The organism is Klebsiella sp. CSG-1, assembly GCF_056521145.1.
Genome location: NZ_JBWNLD010000006.1, coordinates 74,003 through 87,682, shown reverse-complemented (window position 1 = coordinate 87,682; position 13,680 = coordinate 74,003). Strand labels below are relative to the sequence as shown.

Below are 13,680 nucleotides of genomic sequence, written 5' to 3'. Positions count from 1 at the left end.
TTGCTAATCTTGACTGCCATCACTCATCTGCCTCATCCCCTTTGTTACAGTGTTTCTCTGCTAAGGAGGCTGTCTATGTTGGGTTGGGTGATTACCTGTCATGATGAGAAAGCGGAGGAACTGCTGGATCGTCTGGAAAAAAAGTTTGGCCCGCTGGCGCAATGCCGGGCGGTAAATTACTGGCGTAACCTTAGCAGCAATATGTTGAGCCGGATGATGTGCGATGCGCTGCACGCCACGGACAGCGGCGATGGCGTGATTTTTTTGACTGACCACACCGGGGCACCTCCCTATCGCGTGGCGGCCCTGATGAGCCATAAACATACTCATTGTGAAGTGATCTCTGGTATCAGCTATCCATTACTGGAGCGGATGTATCTTCTGCGCGACACCCTGAGCAGCGAAGCGTTTCGCGACGCGATCGTGAGCAGCGGAGGCCCGGTCGTCAGTAGCCTCTGGCACCAACAGCAAAAAAATCCGCCTTTCCGCCTGCGCCATGATGCGTTCGGCAATTAAGCATTGGTATTGATGCCGCTTTTGTTACAATGGCGGCTGATTTCTCTAGCGGTCCGACCTGCATGTTTGCCCGAATTGTTGCCCTGTTCCTTTTGCTGACATCGCTCAGCGCTTCAGCCAGCCTGCTTAGCCAGCAGGGCACCCCCGCCCGCTATATGCAGACGACGGAAGATGCGGTTATCTGGGCGCAGGTCGGGAATGACGTGGTGAGCGTGGGGAACATTCGGGGCGGGCAAATTATCGCCGTGGTGCCGACGTCCGCCGATTATTACGAATTCAGCTTCGGTTTCGGCACCGGCTTTATCGATAAAGGCCACCTCGAACCGGTGCAGGGCAAGCAGCGGGTTGAAGACAACCTCGGCGATTTGCATAAACCGCTGAGTAACCAGAACCTGCTCACCTGGAAAGATACGCCGGTGTACGATGCGCCTTCCGTCGGCAGCGCGCCGTTTGGCACCCTGGCGAATAATCTGCGCTATCCCATTATCAGCAAGCTGAAAGACCGTCTCAACCAGACCTGGTTTCAAATTCGCATGGGTAACCGGCTGGCGTGGGTCAGTAGCCTGGATGCTCAGGAAGATCGCGGTATCCCGATGCTGACCTACCATCACATTCTGCGCGATGAAGAGAACACCCGTTTTCGCCACACCTCTACCACGACTTCGGTACGCGCCTTCAGCAACCAGATGACCTGGCTCCGCGATCGGGGCTACACCACGCTGACGATGTATCAGCTGGAAGGCTATCTGCGTAATAAAATCAATCTGCCGGCCCGCTCGGTGGTGATTACCTTTGACGATGGTCTGAAGTCGGTTAACCGCTACGCGTACCCGATACTGAAGCAGTATGGCTTTCACGCGACGGCATTTATTATCTCATCGCGTATCAAACGTCACCCGCAGAAGTGGGAGCCGAAATCGCTGCAGTTTATGAGCGTTTCCGAGCTCAAGCAGATTCAGGACGTTTTTGATATACAGTCCCATACGCACTTCCTGCACCGGGTTGATGCCCAGCATCATCCGATTCTGTTAAGCCGCAGCTACCATAATGTGCTGTTCGATTTTGAGCGTTCGCGGCGCGCGCTGGCCCAGTTTAATCCGCACGTGCTGTATCTCTCTTATCCGTTTGGCGGCTATAACGCGACGGCGGTCAGGGCGGCGAACGACGCCGGTTTTCATATGGCGGTGACCACGGTGAGAGGCAAGGTGAAGCCGGGCGATAACCCGTTCTTACTGAAAAGACTCTATATTCTGCGGACCGATTCGCTGGAGACGATGTCACGGCTGATCAGCAACCAGCCGCAGGGATAAATGGTGGCTGGTCCGGGGCTGAAAACTCGTACGATAGCGGAAAATGCAGGCGCAAAGTTCTGGCTGCACGTACTCACGGAGCGGCAAAATAGCGCTAAGAATAAGATTCCATTGCCGGTGATGTGATATCAGATACCCTACAGGTGAGTTTCTGAGCAGGCTCTTTATTATATCATGCAATTAATAATCTTATTTATTTTTAGAATTTATTCGATAGCATAAAGTCCATCTTTTATTTATGGTTATTCGATCTAATCATAGAAAAAGGATGTGCAGAATGGCAATTCCGGCTTATTTATGGATGAAAGATGATGGCGGTGCTGATATCAAAGGCGCGGTTGATGTTCAGGATCGTGAGGGGAGTATTGAAGTTCTCGGTTTTAGTCATGGTTTACATCTTCCAACCGATAACAGCACCGGTAAGATTACGGGGACACGTTTACATTCACCATTAATATTTCAAAAAGAGTTTGATTCATCAAGTCCATATATTTATAAAGCCGTCGCAAAGGGGCAAACGCTGAAAAGCGTAGAAGTTAAATGGTATAAAATTAACGACTGTGGACAGGAACAAGAATACTTTAATATGTTACTTGAGAACGTTAAGGTTATCTCTATTTGTCCAATGATGCATGATTGTAAAAATCCGGCAACTGAAAAATATAATCACCTGGAAGCAGTTTCATTACGTTATGAAAAAATTACATGGAAACATTGTGATGGCAATATTCTCTTTTCTGACGCATGGAATGAGCGATGATTCGATGTACTTTCTGTCTCAACGGAAATCAGCTAAGTAACCTGAGTTGCCCGGGAATCGGTTTTTTCCCTGCCTATTCGGGTACCGGAACATCACGTAACGATCCTGATGCGGTGGCTGTACCCTCTATTGGACCATTACCGACTGGCCTGTACTATATCGTTACGCGTGGTACCGGAGGAGTCGTTACGATGGTCAGCGATTCTTTAGCATCGTTTATTTCTGGTTCGGATCGTTCAATATGGTTTGCGCTGTATCGACATGATTCACAGATTGATGATCATACTTTTATTGGTCATGTTCGAAGAGGAAACTTCAGACTTCATCCTGCCGGTTATCAAGGTATAAGTGAAGGTTGTATTACTCTACCCCGTTTATCTGATTTCATGTTGTTACGTGCTGCGTTGCTTAATACGCCCACAATACAGGTAACAGCGTCATTAACTGCTTTCGGTACCATACAGGTGTACTAATGAAACCAATACAATACGTACTATTATGGTTTGGACAAGCATTACTGTTTACCGTTGTGTTTGTCCTGTTATACGTGCTGATACCAGAAATAAAGATGTACAAATGGATTACAGAATTAACAGGATTTATGTCCGATTTTACGTGGGATAAGTATTACTTTCTGTCGCTTTGTATTGCTTCACTGTTCATCGTAGCAATAGTGGTTTATATAACGGCTGCGATTAAAAGACGTTTATAAATAAACGGTGCCCCGTCTGGGCGGCGCACCGTCAGCGATTGGCTATCAGGCAACCTGTACCGGAATGGCTTTTGCCTGGCGCTTCATTTCGTTGTCGCCTTCGAAATAGGCCACTCTCGGCTGCCAGCGGCGGGCTTCTTCATCAGGCATGGTGACGAAGCTGGCAATAATCAGAATATCACCCACGCTGGCGCAGTGCGCGGCAGCGCCATTCACCGAAATAATTCGCGAGCCACGTTCGGCGAAATGGCATGATAGACGATCTAACATGGGGGGGAGAAGTACAGAGGGGACATTTTAGACTTCATCCCGCAGGTTATAAGGGAGTTAGTGAAGGTTGTATTACTCTACCCCGACTATCTGATTTTATGTTGTTACGTGCTGCATTACTTAATACGCCCACAATACAGGTAACAGCGTCATTAACTGCCTTCGGGACCTTACAGGTGTACTAATGAAACCGATACAATACGCGCTATTATGGATTGGCGAAGCATTACTATATACAGTAGTGTTCGTACTGCTGTTTTTATTTATGCCGGAAGTCAAAACCTACTATCTGATCAGACGCTATACAGAAGTTATACCTGGTGATATATGGGATAAGTATTACTTTCTGTCGCTTTGTATTGCTTCACTGTTCATCGTGGCAATAGTGGTTTATATAACGGCTGCGATTAAAAGACGTTTATCTTGAGTATTCTGTTATAAATAAACGGTGCCCCGTCTGGGCGGCGCACCGTCAGCGATTGGCTATCAGGCAACCTGTACCGGAATGGCTTTTGCCTGGCGCTTCATTTCGTTGTCGCCTTCGAAATAGGCCACTTTCGGCTGCCAGCGGCGGGCTTCTTCATCAGGCATGGTGACGAAGCTGGCAATAATCAGAATGTCACCCACGCTGGCGCAGTGCGCGGCAGCGCCATTCACCGAAATGATTCGCGAGCCACGTTCGGCGGCAATGGCATAGGTGGAGAAACGGTTGCCGTTAGTCACGTTCCAGATGTGGATCGCTTCGTTTTCAAGAATACCGGACGCATCCAGAAAATCCTGGTCAATGGCGCAGGAACCTTCATAGTGCAGGTCGGCCTGCGTGACTTTAACGCGGTGGAGTTTGCCCTGCAGCATATTACGAATCATGATGTCTACCTTTCTTCCCGTCCTGCTTCAGAGTGCAGGGGCGTGGCGGGCGAGCGACTTTCCCCTGATGGGGGACGGTAGTGCTCTTGCCTGCCGCCGGTCTGCAAGCGGATTAGTCAGGGTCTATACCTTAAATGATACGAAGCGGACATGACATCCGCTTTGAGTAAATGTCCGGCAATATTGCCAGATTTTTAACCCTTGTCTACTGACCCAGTTCGACGATTTGGTTATCGATCAACCGCGCCTGTCCCAGCCATGCGGCCATCAGGATCACCGCACGTTGACTGGTTTCCGTCAGCTCCAGCAGCGTATCCGCATCCCGGATCTGGATATCGTCGGCGCGGAAGCCTTTCTCGTTCAGCTCCTGCCCGGCAAGGGTAATGATTTCATCCAGGTTACGTTCACCGGCGGCAAGCTTATCGGCGACGGCGCTCAGCACTTTGTACAGGCCCGGCGCAATTTTACGCTGCTCTGCGGTGAGGTAGCCGTTGCGTGAGCTCAGCGCCAAACCATCTTTAGCACGAATAATCGGCACGCCGATTATCTCAATATCGTAACCCATGTCGGCGACCATTTTACGAATCAGCGCCAGCTGCTGGAAGTCCTTCTCGCCAAAGCAGGCGACATCCGGCTGGACCAGGTTAAACAGCTTGCTGACGATGGTCGATACGCCGCGGAAGTGGCCCGGACGACTGGCACCCTCAAGCATGGTCGACAGCCCCGGTACATCCACACAGGTCTGGTTTTCGGTGCCGTGCGGATAGATCTCTGCCGGCGCGGGGGCGAAAACAAAATCCACCTTACGTTTGTTCAGCTTTTCGCAATCATCCTGCAGCGTACGCGGATAGCGCGACAGATCGTCAGGACGATCGAACTGCATCGGGTTGACGAAAATACTGACCACCACGACATCGGCGCTGGCTTTTGCGGTATCCACCAGCTGCATATGACCGTCGTGCAGGTTGCCCATAGTGGGAACCAGCGCGATACGCTTACCTTCCTGGCGCAAACGGCGGATATGCTGGCGCAGCAGCGGCAGGGATTCAATAATCAGCACAACAAGACTCCTTAATGGAAACTGTGTTCTTCGCCCGGATAAACGCCGGACTCCACGTCGGCAATATACTGCCGCACTGCGGCGCGCATGTCGCCCGCTTCAGCGAGGAAATTTTTAGCGAACTTAGGGATATGGCCGCCGGTGATCCCGAAAGCGTCATGCATCACGAGGATCTGGCCGTCGGTGACGTTACCCGCACCAATGCCGATAACCGGAATGGTTAACGCCTCGGTGATACGTTGAGCCAGCTCGACCGGGACGCACTCAAGGACCAGCAGCTGTGCGCCAGCCGCTTCCAGTGCCAGCGCGTCGTCGAACAGCGCCTGCGCCGCGTCGCCGCGGCCCTGCACTTTATAGCCGCCGAAAATATTGACCGACTGTGGGGTCAGACCAAGGTGGCCGCAAACCGGCACCGCGCGTTCCGCCAGCATTTTCACCGTTTCCGCAAGCCAGGCGCCGCCTTCAAGCTTGACCATGTTGGCGCCTGCGCGCATCACAATGGCGGCGTTAGCGAAGGTCTGTTCCGGGGTGGCGTAGGCCATAAACGGCAGGTCAGCGAGCAGCAGGCAATGGGGGGCGCCGCGACGTACCGCCTGGGTGTGGTAGGCGATATCTTCCACGGTCACCGGCAAGGTCGAATCGTGCCCTTGCACCGTCATGCCCAGCGAGTCACCTACCAGCATCACGTTGATCCCTTCATCGGCAAACAGCTTCGCAAAGCTGTAGTCATAGGCGGTGATGGTGGCGAAGCGCTGCTTCTCCTGTTTGCATTTCTGCAGCAGGGCGATAGTGGTCGGTTTCATAACGTTTCCTGATGATGAAAGTCATATTAACCGGCATTCTAACAGCAGCATTCAGAGGGGCAATGGTTTTAGGCGACCGATAACGACGATCGCCGTAATGGCTAAAAATGGGGAAGGGGGAACTACCAGATCGCCGGCTTTTCGGCGCCGAGGTTTTCCAGCACCTGGCGCAGAGTGGCGCCGTCGGGGAAATGAAGCGTCGGGGCAATCTCATACAGCGGCCACAGCATAAAGCCGCGGTTTTTCATATCGTAGTGCGGTACCGTCAGGCGCTCGCTGTTAATCACGGCATCGCCAAACAGCATGATATCGAGATCCAGCGTACGAGGGCCCCAGCGTTCGGCTTTGCGTTGACGGCCCTGCTGCAGCTCGATGCGCTGGGTATGATCCAGCAAGGCTTCAGCCTGCAGTTCCGTCTCCAGGGCGACGGCGGCATTGAGGTAGTCAGGCTGATCCTGCGGCCCCAGCGGCGGCGTGCGGTAAAAAGAGGAGACCGCAACCATCCGGCTGTCTGGAATGGCAGCCAGCGCCGTCACGGCAGCGTTGACCTGCTCCAGAGGAGAAGCCAGATTGCTGCCGATCGCGATGTAGACGCGGGTCATGCGCCACCCTGACGCGGGGTGCGTTTACGCGGGCGACGATGGCGGCGGCGCGGTGCGGGTTCGTCATCGAGCTCGTTAAGCATCTCTTTTTGATCTGGCGGCGCGGCAACCTGGAACTCGCCCCACCATTTGGTCAGACGCTGCAGTTCGCCATTTTTCTCGGCGCCGGCACGCAGCTCCAGCAGATCGTAGGCGGCGCGGAATTTCGGATGTTCCATCAGCTTCCAGGCGCGTTTGCCCTGGCGGCGGGACATGCGCAGCTGCAGCTGCCAGATATCGCGTACCAGAGTGGTAATACGCTTCGGAATGGCCAGCGTACGGCAGGCTTCATCCAGCACATCGTTCATCGCCAGCGCGAAAGCGTCGTTGTAGGCCAGACCGCTCTCCTGGGTGATTTTCTGCGCCATTTCCAGCAGCGGATACCAGAACATGACCGCAAACAGGAACGCCGGGTTAACGCGCATATCGTTATGGATGCGGTTATCGGTATTCTTCAGCACCTGGGTAATGATGTGTTCCATCGGGCTATCGCCGCGCTCGGTAAAGTAGCGGGTGATGGTCGGGAACAGCGGCTGGAACAGGTTATATTCGCGCAGCAGCATGTAGGTATCATAGCCATAGCCCGCCTGCAGCAGCTTCAGCACTTCTTCGAACAGACGCGCCGGGGGAACGTCATGGAGCAGCGCGGCAAGACGCGGAATCGGCTCGGCGGTTTCCGCGCTGATGTTCATATTCAGCTTGGCGGCAAAGCGCACAGCGCGCAGCATGCGGACCGGATCTTCGCGGTAGCGGGTTTCCGGATCGCCAATCAGGCGAATCATGCCCTCCTGCAGATCTTTCATGCCGCCGACGTAGTCGCGCACGGTAAAATCGGCCACGCTGTAATACAGGCTGTTAATGGTGAAGTCGCGACGCTGGGCATCTTCTTCGATCGAGCCGAAGATGTTGTCGCGCAGCAGCATCCCGTTCTGGCCGCGCTGTGAAGTCACACGATCGGTGGTGTGCCCTTCATGGTGGCCGCGGAAGGTGGCGACTTCGATGATTTCCGGCCCGAACATCACGTGCGCCAGGCGGAAACGACGACCCACCAGACGACAGTTGCGGAACAGTTTACGAACCTGATCCGGCGTCGCGCTGGTTGTTACGTCAAAATCTTTAGGTTTTTTACCAAGCAGAAGGTCACGTACGCCACCGCCGACGAGATAGGCTTCATAGCCCGCCTTGTTCAGTCGATAGAGCACCTTGAGGGCATTATCACTGATATCTTTGCGGGAAATTGCATGCTGTTCACGCGGGATAACCGTCATATGCGTTTGTTCAACGGCGGCTTCTGCGTCGCGCTCTTCACGGCTTAGCACCTTACGGCAAAAATTAGCGACTCGGGTAAAAATGTTGCACCTCGTAGTGTCAGACGGACTTCAGGACAAAAAATAGCGGCTAATCATAGCTCAGCGAGAGTCATTTGAGAATGCTGGATTTTTTGCGGGTCCCAGTTGGCTACCGCATTCTTCAGTAAATCCTCAATACTTAACGCTCGCCATTCCTGCTCAATATCCTGATTAAGAAACATTAACGCCCGCATAATTTCGGGACGCGGATCGCCCTCCGGCAGCGCCGGGGCGTGGTTTTGTTTGGAGAGTTTATTCCCCTGGGCATTCACCGCCAGCGGCAGATGGACATAGTCCGGAGCCTGCCAGCCAAAATGCTGATACAGCGAAATCTGGCGCACCGTCGGTTCGATAAGATCCGCCCCGCGGACGATTTCGCTGACTCCCTGGAAATGATCGTCCACGACCACCGCAAGATTATAGGCGAACAGACCGTCGCGGCGGTGGATAATGAAATCTTCCCGCGCCAGCGCCTCATCGGCGACGAGGGTACCGCGCAGACGGTCATAAAACGCGAGGACCGGCCGCGTCTGACGTAAGCGCAGGGCGGCGTCGTTGGCGCCGAGTCGTAAATCGCGGCAGTGGCCGTCATACACGCCGCCGACGGCGTGAATACGGGCCCGGGTACAGGTGCAGTAATAGCAAAGCCCCTGTTCATGCAGCCAGGCCAGCCGCTCGCGGTAGGCTTCGTGACGCTGCGACTGCCACAGCACTTCGCCGTCCCAGTGCAGGCCGTAGTGCTCCAGCTGGCGCAGAATCGTACTGGCGGCGCCGGGGACTTCACGCGGCGGATCGATATCTTCAATGCGTACGCGCCAGATACCGTTTTGCGCACGGGCCTGAAGATAGCTGCCGAGTGCGGCAATCAGAGAGCCGAAGTGGAGTTCGCCGGAAGGTGAGGGGGCAAAGCGGCCAATATAGTGTGAGTCATTCATGGGTGACTAATAAAACATGTAGGCGGGAGAGACTCCCGCCGGAGATACGATAGCGAAGCGGATTAGCCAGCCATCTGCTTTTCGCGAATTTCCGCCAGCGTTTTGCAGTCGATGCACAGGTCAGCGGTCGGACGCGCTTCCAGACGGCGAATGCCAATCTCAACGCCACAGGATTCGCAGAAGCCGAAATCCTCGTCTTCGACTTTCTTCAGCGTTTTCTCGATCTTTTTGATCAGTTTACGTTCGCGGTCGCGGTTACGCAGTTCCAGGCTGAATTCTTCTTCCTGAGCGGCACGGTCTACCGGATCCGGGAAGTTAGCTGCTTCATCCTGCATGTGCGATACGGTGCGATCCACTTCATCCCTGAGTTGATTACGCCATGCTTCAAGAATACGCCTGAAGTGCGCCAGCTGGGCTTCGTTCATATACTCTTCGCCCGGCTTCTCTTGATATGGCTCCACCCCAGCGATGGCGAGAATACTCAGGGACGATGTTTTACGGTTTTGCCCTTCTTGCATGTTGCTTCTCCTTAACACGCACTATCGATCCCCATGTTGGGGGAAAAATCAGGCCGCTATAAATAGCAGATGCTTTTCCGGATAGCAATTATCTAAACGTTACACTTGACAACCCTGTGAAGAAAAGCGTATTTGCGCTCGCGACCCGGACACAATTTAGCCGTTTATTTACCGGGGGTTAACACCGCGGTAATCGGCTTATTCAGAGTCATCATTTCAGTAGAAAGTTCCGCTTTATAAACGAGAATTTCTACCCCCTTGGTTTGCGCCTCAATCAACAGCTGTGCGTATCTGGCATCAATATGATGCGCGGGTGAGAAACGGTCGATCGCCGAATGGAGCACGGCGAACAAGATTACGGCCCGGTCGCCTGCCGCCGCCACGCTCATCAGCTCCCGAAGGTGCTTTTGACCGCGCTCGGTCACAGCATCGGGGAAATAACCGCTGTCATTTTCCGCCAACGTAACCGATTTCACTTCAATATAGCAGTTTTGTCGCTCTTCTGCCTGTAACATAATATCGATACGACTCTTTTCCTCGCCGTATTTTACTTCACTTTTCAGCGTGTTATATCCAGAAAGTTCGACAATGCTCCCCGCAAGTATCGCCTCTTTTGCCAGTATATTCGCGCGTAAAGTATTAACACAAATTATTGCGCCCCGCTGGGTTTGCGTTAATTCCCAGGTATGGGCGTATTTGCGTTTCGGGTTATCCGACGTGGAGTACCAGACGGTATCGCCGGGGGTTGCGCAGCCGGTCATCGCGCCGGTATTCGGGCAGTGTAGCGTAAGCTCCCGACCGTCGGGGGTGACCACATCCGCCAAAAACCGTTTGTAACGCTTAATCAGGATGGCGGATTGTAAAGGTGGAGTGAACTGCATCAGTTTTCCTTGTTAAAGGGATAACGTTCCAGCGCGGTATAGCGGGTGCGTCCGCGGGAAAAACGGGATTCATAAAGCACAAACTCACTGACGGCAAAAGTCCAGCTGAAGCCCGGCGGCGGAATGGGCACCGCGTGGCGGGCTTCGCGCAGCAGGGTGATATGCGGATGAAACGGCTGCGGGCTTTGATAGCAGCCGCTACGTGCCGCCTGGGCGCGCAGCATGTTAGCCAGCTGTAGCAGGCCGCGCGGAGGCCGGCGGGTGCCGAGCCACACCACGCGGGAACGCAGCCACTGGCCGGCATCGTCGAGCGTGAGCGTAAAACCGGGCTGGCGGATGCGCCCGGCCAGCGCCGCCAGCGCACGCTGCTTGTCCGCGCTGACTTCGCCGAGAAAGGCCAGCGTCAGGTGCAGGTTATCTGCGGCCACCGGCCGTCCGGCATCTTCCGGAAAGTTCGCCGCGCGCCAGTGAACGATTTGCCGCTGGGCTTCAGCAGGCAGCTCAAGGGCGAAAAACAGCCTTTTCGGCTCGGACATGATAGAGACTCGGTAATGAATTATCAGGATGCTACAATGCTTGCCCTCAAATGTTAACCTCCGGAGCCATTCGTGTCCCAATTGCCGGTTGCCGCCGTCCTCCCTGAACTTCTTTCTGCACTGCAGCAGGCGCCGCAGGTATTGCTCAATGCGCCAACCGGCGCCGGGAAATCGACCTGGCTGCCGCTGCAAATACTCGCCGATGGCCATATCGACGGGCGCATTATTCTGCTGGAGCCGCGGCGATTAGCCGCCCGCAACGTGGCACAACGTCTGGCGGAGCTGCTGGGTGAGAAACCGGGGGCGACCGTCGGCTACCGGATGCGCGCGGAAACCTGCATCGGACCGAATACGCGACTGGAGGTAGTGACTGAAGGCATTCTGACGCGGATGATCCAGCACGATCCCGAACTGAGCGGCGTCGGGCTGGTGATCCTCGATGAGTTCCACGAGCGCAGCCTGCAGGCGGATCTGGCGCTGGCGCTGCTGCTGGATGTCCAGCAGGGGCTACGGGAGGATCTTAAACTGCTGATTATGTCAGCGACGCTGGATAACGATCGTCTGCAGCGGCTGCTGCCTTCGGCGCCGACAATCTGCTCTGAAGGGCGTGCGTTCCCGGTGGAAAAACGCTTTCAGGCGCTTGCCGCGCATCAGCGTTTCGATGAAGCGGTCGCCATCGCCGCTGCGGAACTGCTGCGCCAGGAGCGCGGCTCGATGCTGCTGTTCCTCCCGGGCGTGGGGGAAATTCAGCGGGTGCAGGCGCAGCTGGCCGAACGGGTGGCCGACGATGTGGTGCTCTGTCCGCTGTACGGGGCGCTGCCGCTGAGCGAGCAGCGTAAAGCGATTCTCCCGGCCGCCGAAGGTCAGCGCAAAGTGGTGCTGGCGACCAATATCGCCGAGACCAGCTTAACCATCGAAGGCATCCGGCTGGTGGTCGATAGCGCCCAGGAGCGCGTCGCCCGCTTTGACGCCCGTACCGGCTTAACCCGACTGATTACGCAACGCATCAGCCAGGCGTCAATGACCCAACGCGCCGGTCGCGCCGGCCGTCTGGAGCCGGGGATTTGTCTGCATTTGATCGGCAAAGAACAGGCGGAACGCGCGGCGGCACAGAGCGATCCTGAGATACTGCACAGCGATCTCTCAGCGCTGCTGCTGGAGCTTTTACAGTGGGGATGCCGCGATCCGGCGCAGCTGCACTGGCTCGATTTACCGCCTGAGGCAAACCTGGCAGCGGCCCGACGCTTGCTGACGACGCTATCGGCGCTGGAGGGCGACAGGTTATCGGCGCGCGGGCGCCAAATGGCCACCCTGGGTAATGACCCGCGTCTCGCGGCCATGTTGACGGCGGCAACCGATCCGGATGATGCGGCGACCGCGGCGAAACTGGCGGCGATCCTCGAAGAGCCTCCGCGCGGCGGAAACAGCGATCTCGGCGCGGCGTTTGCCCGCCAGCAGCCGAACTGGCAGCAGCGGGCGCAGCAGCTTTTGAAGCGGCTGGGCAGCCGCGATGCACAGCCCGATGCACAGCGCCTGGCGCCGCTGCTGGCGCCGGCATTTGTCGACCGGATCGCCCGTCGCCGCGGTCAGGAAGGGCGCTATCAGCTCGCCAACGGGATGGGGGCGATGCTGGACGCCGACGATGCGCTCGGGCGCCACGAATGGCTGATTGCGCCTCTGCTCCTGCAGGGAAGCGCCTCGCCGGACGCGCGGATCCTCCTGGCGCTGCCGCTGGATGTCAATGCGCTGCTGGCGCAGTGCCCCGGGTTGGCGCAGCGTTCCGATACCGTCGAATGGGATGAAGCGCAGGGGACGCTGAAGGCCTGGCGACGTACCTGCATCGGTCAACTGGTGTTAAAAACCCAGCCGCTGGCGAAACCCTCGGAAGAGGAGCTGCATCAGGCGATGCTCAACGGCATCCGCGATAAGGGCCTCGGCGTGCTTAACTGGACGCCGGAAGCCGAACAGCTGCGTCTGCGTCTGCTCTGCGCGGCACAATGGCTGCCAGAAGAGGCGTGGCCGGCCGTCGACGACGCCTCGCTACTGGACTCGCTTGAAGCCTGGCTGCTACCGCAGATGAGCGGAGTGCACTCGCTGCGCGCGCTGAAAGCGTTGGATGTACGCCAGGCGCTACAAAACTGGCTGCCGTGGTCATTGCGACAGAAGCTGGACAGCGAACTGCCAACCCATTACACGGTGCCGACCGGGAGCCGGATAGCGATCCGCTACCATGCCGATAATCCGCCCGCGCTGGCGGTACGTATGCAGGAGATGTTCGGCGAAGCCGCCACGCCGACGATAGCCCAGGGCCGGATCGCGCTGGTGCTGGAGCTGCTGTCGCCTGCGCAGCGTCCGCTGCAGATTACCCGCGACCTCAGCGCTTTCTGGCAGGGGACCTATCGCGAGGTGCAAAAAGAGATGAAGGGGCGTTATCCCAAACATGTCTGGCCGGACGACCCGGCCAATACCGCGCCGACGCGGCGCACCAAAAAGTATTCGTAGCCGGGCTTGTCGAGCTCCGG

16 protein-coding genes and 1 pseudogene are annotated in these 13,680 nt (G+C 55.9%); 7 read left to right on the top strand and 10 right to left on the bottom strand.

The window, feature by feature from the left end; genetic code table 11:
• Positions 1-75: 75 nt before the first annotated feature.
• The 4 genes from AC007G_RS15965 to AC007G_RS15950 all read left to right on the top strand — a co-directional run bounded on the left by AC007G_RS15965 (position 76) and on the right by AC007G_RS15950 (position 3,059).
• Entirely contained in the window at positions 76-516 is a 441-nt protein-coding gene (locus tag AC007G_RS15965; RefSeq protein WP_032697273.1) for a PTS sugar transporter subunit IIA, read from the top strand.
• Between the two features lie 62 nt (positions 517-578).
• Positions 579-1,826 carry a polysaccharide deacetylase family protein gene (locus AC007G_RS15960; RefSeq protein WP_032689569.1) on the top strand — a complete coding sequence of 416 codons (1,248 nt, stop codon included), beginning with the start codon at positions 579-581 and terminating at the stop codon, positions 1,824-1,826.
• A gap of 277 nt (positions 1,827-2,103) precedes the next feature.
• Positions 2,104-2,586 carry an Hcp family type VI secretion system effector gene (locus AC007G_RS15955; protein WP_032698132.1) on the top strand — a complete coding sequence of 161 codons (483 nt, stop codon included), beginning with the start codon at positions 2,104-2,106 and terminating at the stop codon, positions 2,584-2,586.
• A complete protein-coding gene (locus AC007G_RS15950) occupies positions 2,583-3,059 on the top strand; it encodes a DUF2778 domain-containing protein (protein WP_134935618.1) in 477 nt (158 codons plus the stop codon). Before AC007G_RS15955 ends, AC007G_RS15950 begins: the two co-directional genes overlap by 4 nt.
• Before the next feature lie 284 nt (positions 3,060-3,343).
• Here the strand turns inward: AC007G_RS15950 and AC007G_RS15945 are convergent.
• Positions 3,344-3,541 (bottom strand): annotated as a pseudogene (locus AC007G_RS15945) (aspartate 1-decarboxylase); the annotation flags it as partial.
• An 8-nt stretch (positions 3,542-3,549) separates the two neighbouring features.
• On the opposite strand from AC007G_RS15945, the gene AC007G_RS15940 reads away from it, so the two are divergent.
• Together AC007G_RS15940 and AC007G_RS15935 are read left to right on the top strand one after the other, a co-directional pair.
• Positions 3,550-3,753 (top strand): DUF2778 domain-containing protein, encoded by a 204-nt coding sequence (locus AC007G_RS15940; RefSeq protein ID WP_260612549.1) that lies wholly within the window; start codon positions 3,550-3,552, stop codon positions 3,751-3,753.
• The gene (locus AC007G_RS15935; protein WP_032689447.1) at positions 3,753-3,995 is read left to right on the top strand and encodes a hypothetical protein; all 243 of its coding nucleotides are present in this window, start codon (positions 3,753-3,755) and stop codon (positions 3,993-3,995) included. Before AC007G_RS15940 ends, AC007G_RS15935 begins: the two co-directional genes overlap by 1 nt.
• A 59-nt stretch (positions 3,996-4,054) precedes the next feature.
• On the opposite strand, the gene panD is transcribed toward AC007G_RS15935, so the two are convergent.
• The 9 genes from panD to thpR form a co-directional block, all read right to left on the bottom strand.
• The gene (panD, locus tag AC007G_RS15930; RefSeq protein WP_004858002.1) at positions 4,055-4,435 is read right to left on the bottom strand and encodes an aspartate 1-decarboxylase; all 381 of its coding nucleotides are present in this window, start codon (positions 4,433-4,435) and stop codon (positions 4,055-4,057) included.
• 205 nt (positions 4,436-4,640) lie between these two features.
• Positions 4,641-5,495, bottom strand: a complete 855-nt coding sequence (gene panC, locus AC007G_RS15925) for a pantoate--beta-alanine ligase (protein WP_032689446.1) — start codon at positions 5,493-5,495, stop codon at positions 4,641-4,643.
• A gap of 11 nt (positions 5,496-5,506) precedes the next feature.
• Positions 5,507-6,298 carry a 3-methyl-2-oxobutanoate hydroxymethyltransferase gene (panB, locus tag AC007G_RS15920; protein WP_004858008.1) on the bottom strand — a complete coding sequence of 264 codons (792 nt, stop codon included), beginning with the start codon at positions 6,296-6,298 and terminating at the stop codon, positions 5,507-5,509.
• Between the two features lie 122 nt (positions 6,299-6,420).
• Positions 6,421-6,900 (bottom strand): 2-amino-4-hydroxy-6-hydroxymethyldihydropteridine diphosphokinase, encoded by a 480-nt coding sequence (folK, locus tag AC007G_RS15915; protein ID WP_032689445.1) that lies wholly within the window; start codon positions 6,898-6,900, stop codon positions 6,421-6,423.
• Positions 6,897-8,291, bottom strand: a complete 1,395-nt coding sequence (gene pcnB / locus AC007G_RS15910) for a polynucleotide adenylyltransferase PcnB (protein ID WP_071824645.1) — start codon at positions 8,289-8,291, stop codon at positions 6,897-6,899. The genes folK and pcnB overlap by 4 nt, the downstream gene beginning before the upstream one ends.
• 50 nt (positions 8,292-8,341) lie before the next feature.
• The gene (gene gluQRS, locus AC007G_RS15905; RefSeq protein WP_032689444.1) at positions 8,342-9,223 is read right to left on the bottom strand and encodes a tRNA glutamyl-Q(34) synthetase GluQRS; all 882 of its coding nucleotides are present in this window, start codon (positions 9,221-9,223) and stop codon (positions 8,342-8,344) included.
• Between the two features lie 62 nt (positions 9,224-9,285).
• Positions 9,286-9,741 carry an RNA polymerase-binding protein DksA gene (dksA, locus tag AC007G_RS15900; RefSeq protein WP_032689443.1) on the bottom strand — a complete coding sequence of 152 codons (456 nt, stop codon included), beginning with the start codon at positions 9,739-9,741 and terminating at the stop codon, positions 9,286-9,288.
• A gap of 164 nt (positions 9,742-9,905) precedes the next feature.
• On the bottom strand, positions 9,906-10,622 hold the full coding sequence (gene sfsA, locus AC007G_RS15895; RefSeq protein ID WP_142630730.1) for a DNA/RNA nuclease SfsA: 717 nt from the start codon (positions 10,620-10,622) through the stop codon (positions 9,906-9,908).
• Positions 10,622-11,158, bottom strand: a complete 537-nt coding sequence (thpR, locus tag AC007G_RS15890) for an RNA 2',3'-cyclic phosphodiesterase (protein WP_142630729.1) — start codon at positions 11,156-11,158, stop codon at positions 10,622-10,624. The genes sfsA and thpR overlap by 1 nt, the downstream gene beginning before the upstream one ends.
• Before the next feature lie 72 nt (positions 11,159-11,230).
• Between thpR and hrpB the strand changes: the two genes are divergently transcribed.
• Complete coding sequence (gene hrpB / locus AC007G_RS15885; RefSeq protein ID WP_142630728.1) at positions 11,231-13,660, top strand: ATP-dependent helicase HrpB; 2,430 nt, start codon at positions 11,231-11,233, stop codon at positions 13,658-13,660.
• Positions 13,661-13,680 lie beyond the last annotated feature (20 nt).

What these genes read in the sequence shown, in the direction of transcription:
- AC007G_RS15950 (WP_134935618.1), top strand. Translation starts at nt 2,583, where the DNA reads ATGATTCGATGTACTTTCTGTCTCAACGGAAATCAGCTAAGTAACCTG.
- AC007G_RS15960 (WP_032689569.1), top strand. Translation starts at nt 579, where the DNA reads ATGTTTGCCCGAATTGTTGCCCTGTTCCTTTTGCTGACATCGCTCAGC.
- sfsA (WP_142630730.1), bottom strand. Translation starts at nt 10,622, where the DNA reads ATGCAGTTCACTCCACCTTTACAATCCGCCATCCTGATTAAGCGTTAC.
- AC007G_RS15940 (WP_260612549.1), top strand. Translation starts at nt 3,550, where the DNA reads ATGATAGACGATCTAACATGGGGGGGAGAAGTACAGAGGGGACATTTT.
- AC007G_RS15935 (WP_032689447.1), top strand. Translation starts at nt 3,753, where the DNA reads ATGAAACCGATACAATACGCGCTATTATGGATTGGCGAAGCATTACTA.
- gluQRS (WP_032689444.1), bottom strand. Translation starts at nt 9,223, where the DNA reads ATGAATGACTCACACTATATTGGCCGCTTTGCCCCCTCACCTTCCGGC.
- thpR (WP_142630729.1), bottom strand. Translation starts at nt 11,158, where the DNA reads ATGTCCGAGCCGAAAAGGCTGTTTTTCGCCCTTGAGCTGCCTGCTGAA.
- panD (WP_004858002.1), bottom strand. Translation starts at nt 4,435, where the DNA reads ATGATTCGTAATATGCTGCAGGGCAAACTCCACCGCGTTAAAGTCACG.
- panB (WP_004858008.1), bottom strand. Translation starts at nt 6,298, where the DNA reads ATGAAACCGACCACTATCGCCCTGCTGCAGAAATGCAAACAGGAGAAG.
- folK (WP_032689445.1), bottom strand. Translation starts at nt 6,900, where the DNA reads ATGACCCGCGTCTACATCGCGATCGGCAGCAATCTGGCTTCTCCTCTG.
- AC007G_RS15965 (WP_032697273.1), top strand. Translation starts at nt 76, where the DNA reads ATGTTGGGTTGGGTGATTACCTGTCATGATGAGAAAGCGGAGGAACTG.
- AC007G_RS15955 (WP_032698132.1), top strand. Translation starts at nt 2,104, where the DNA reads ATGGCAATTCCGGCTTATTTATGGATGAAAGATGATGGCGGTGCTGAT.
- dksA (WP_032689443.1), bottom strand. Translation starts at nt 9,741, where the DNA reads ATGCAAGAAGGGCAAAACCGTAAAACATCGTCCCTGAGTATTCTCGCC.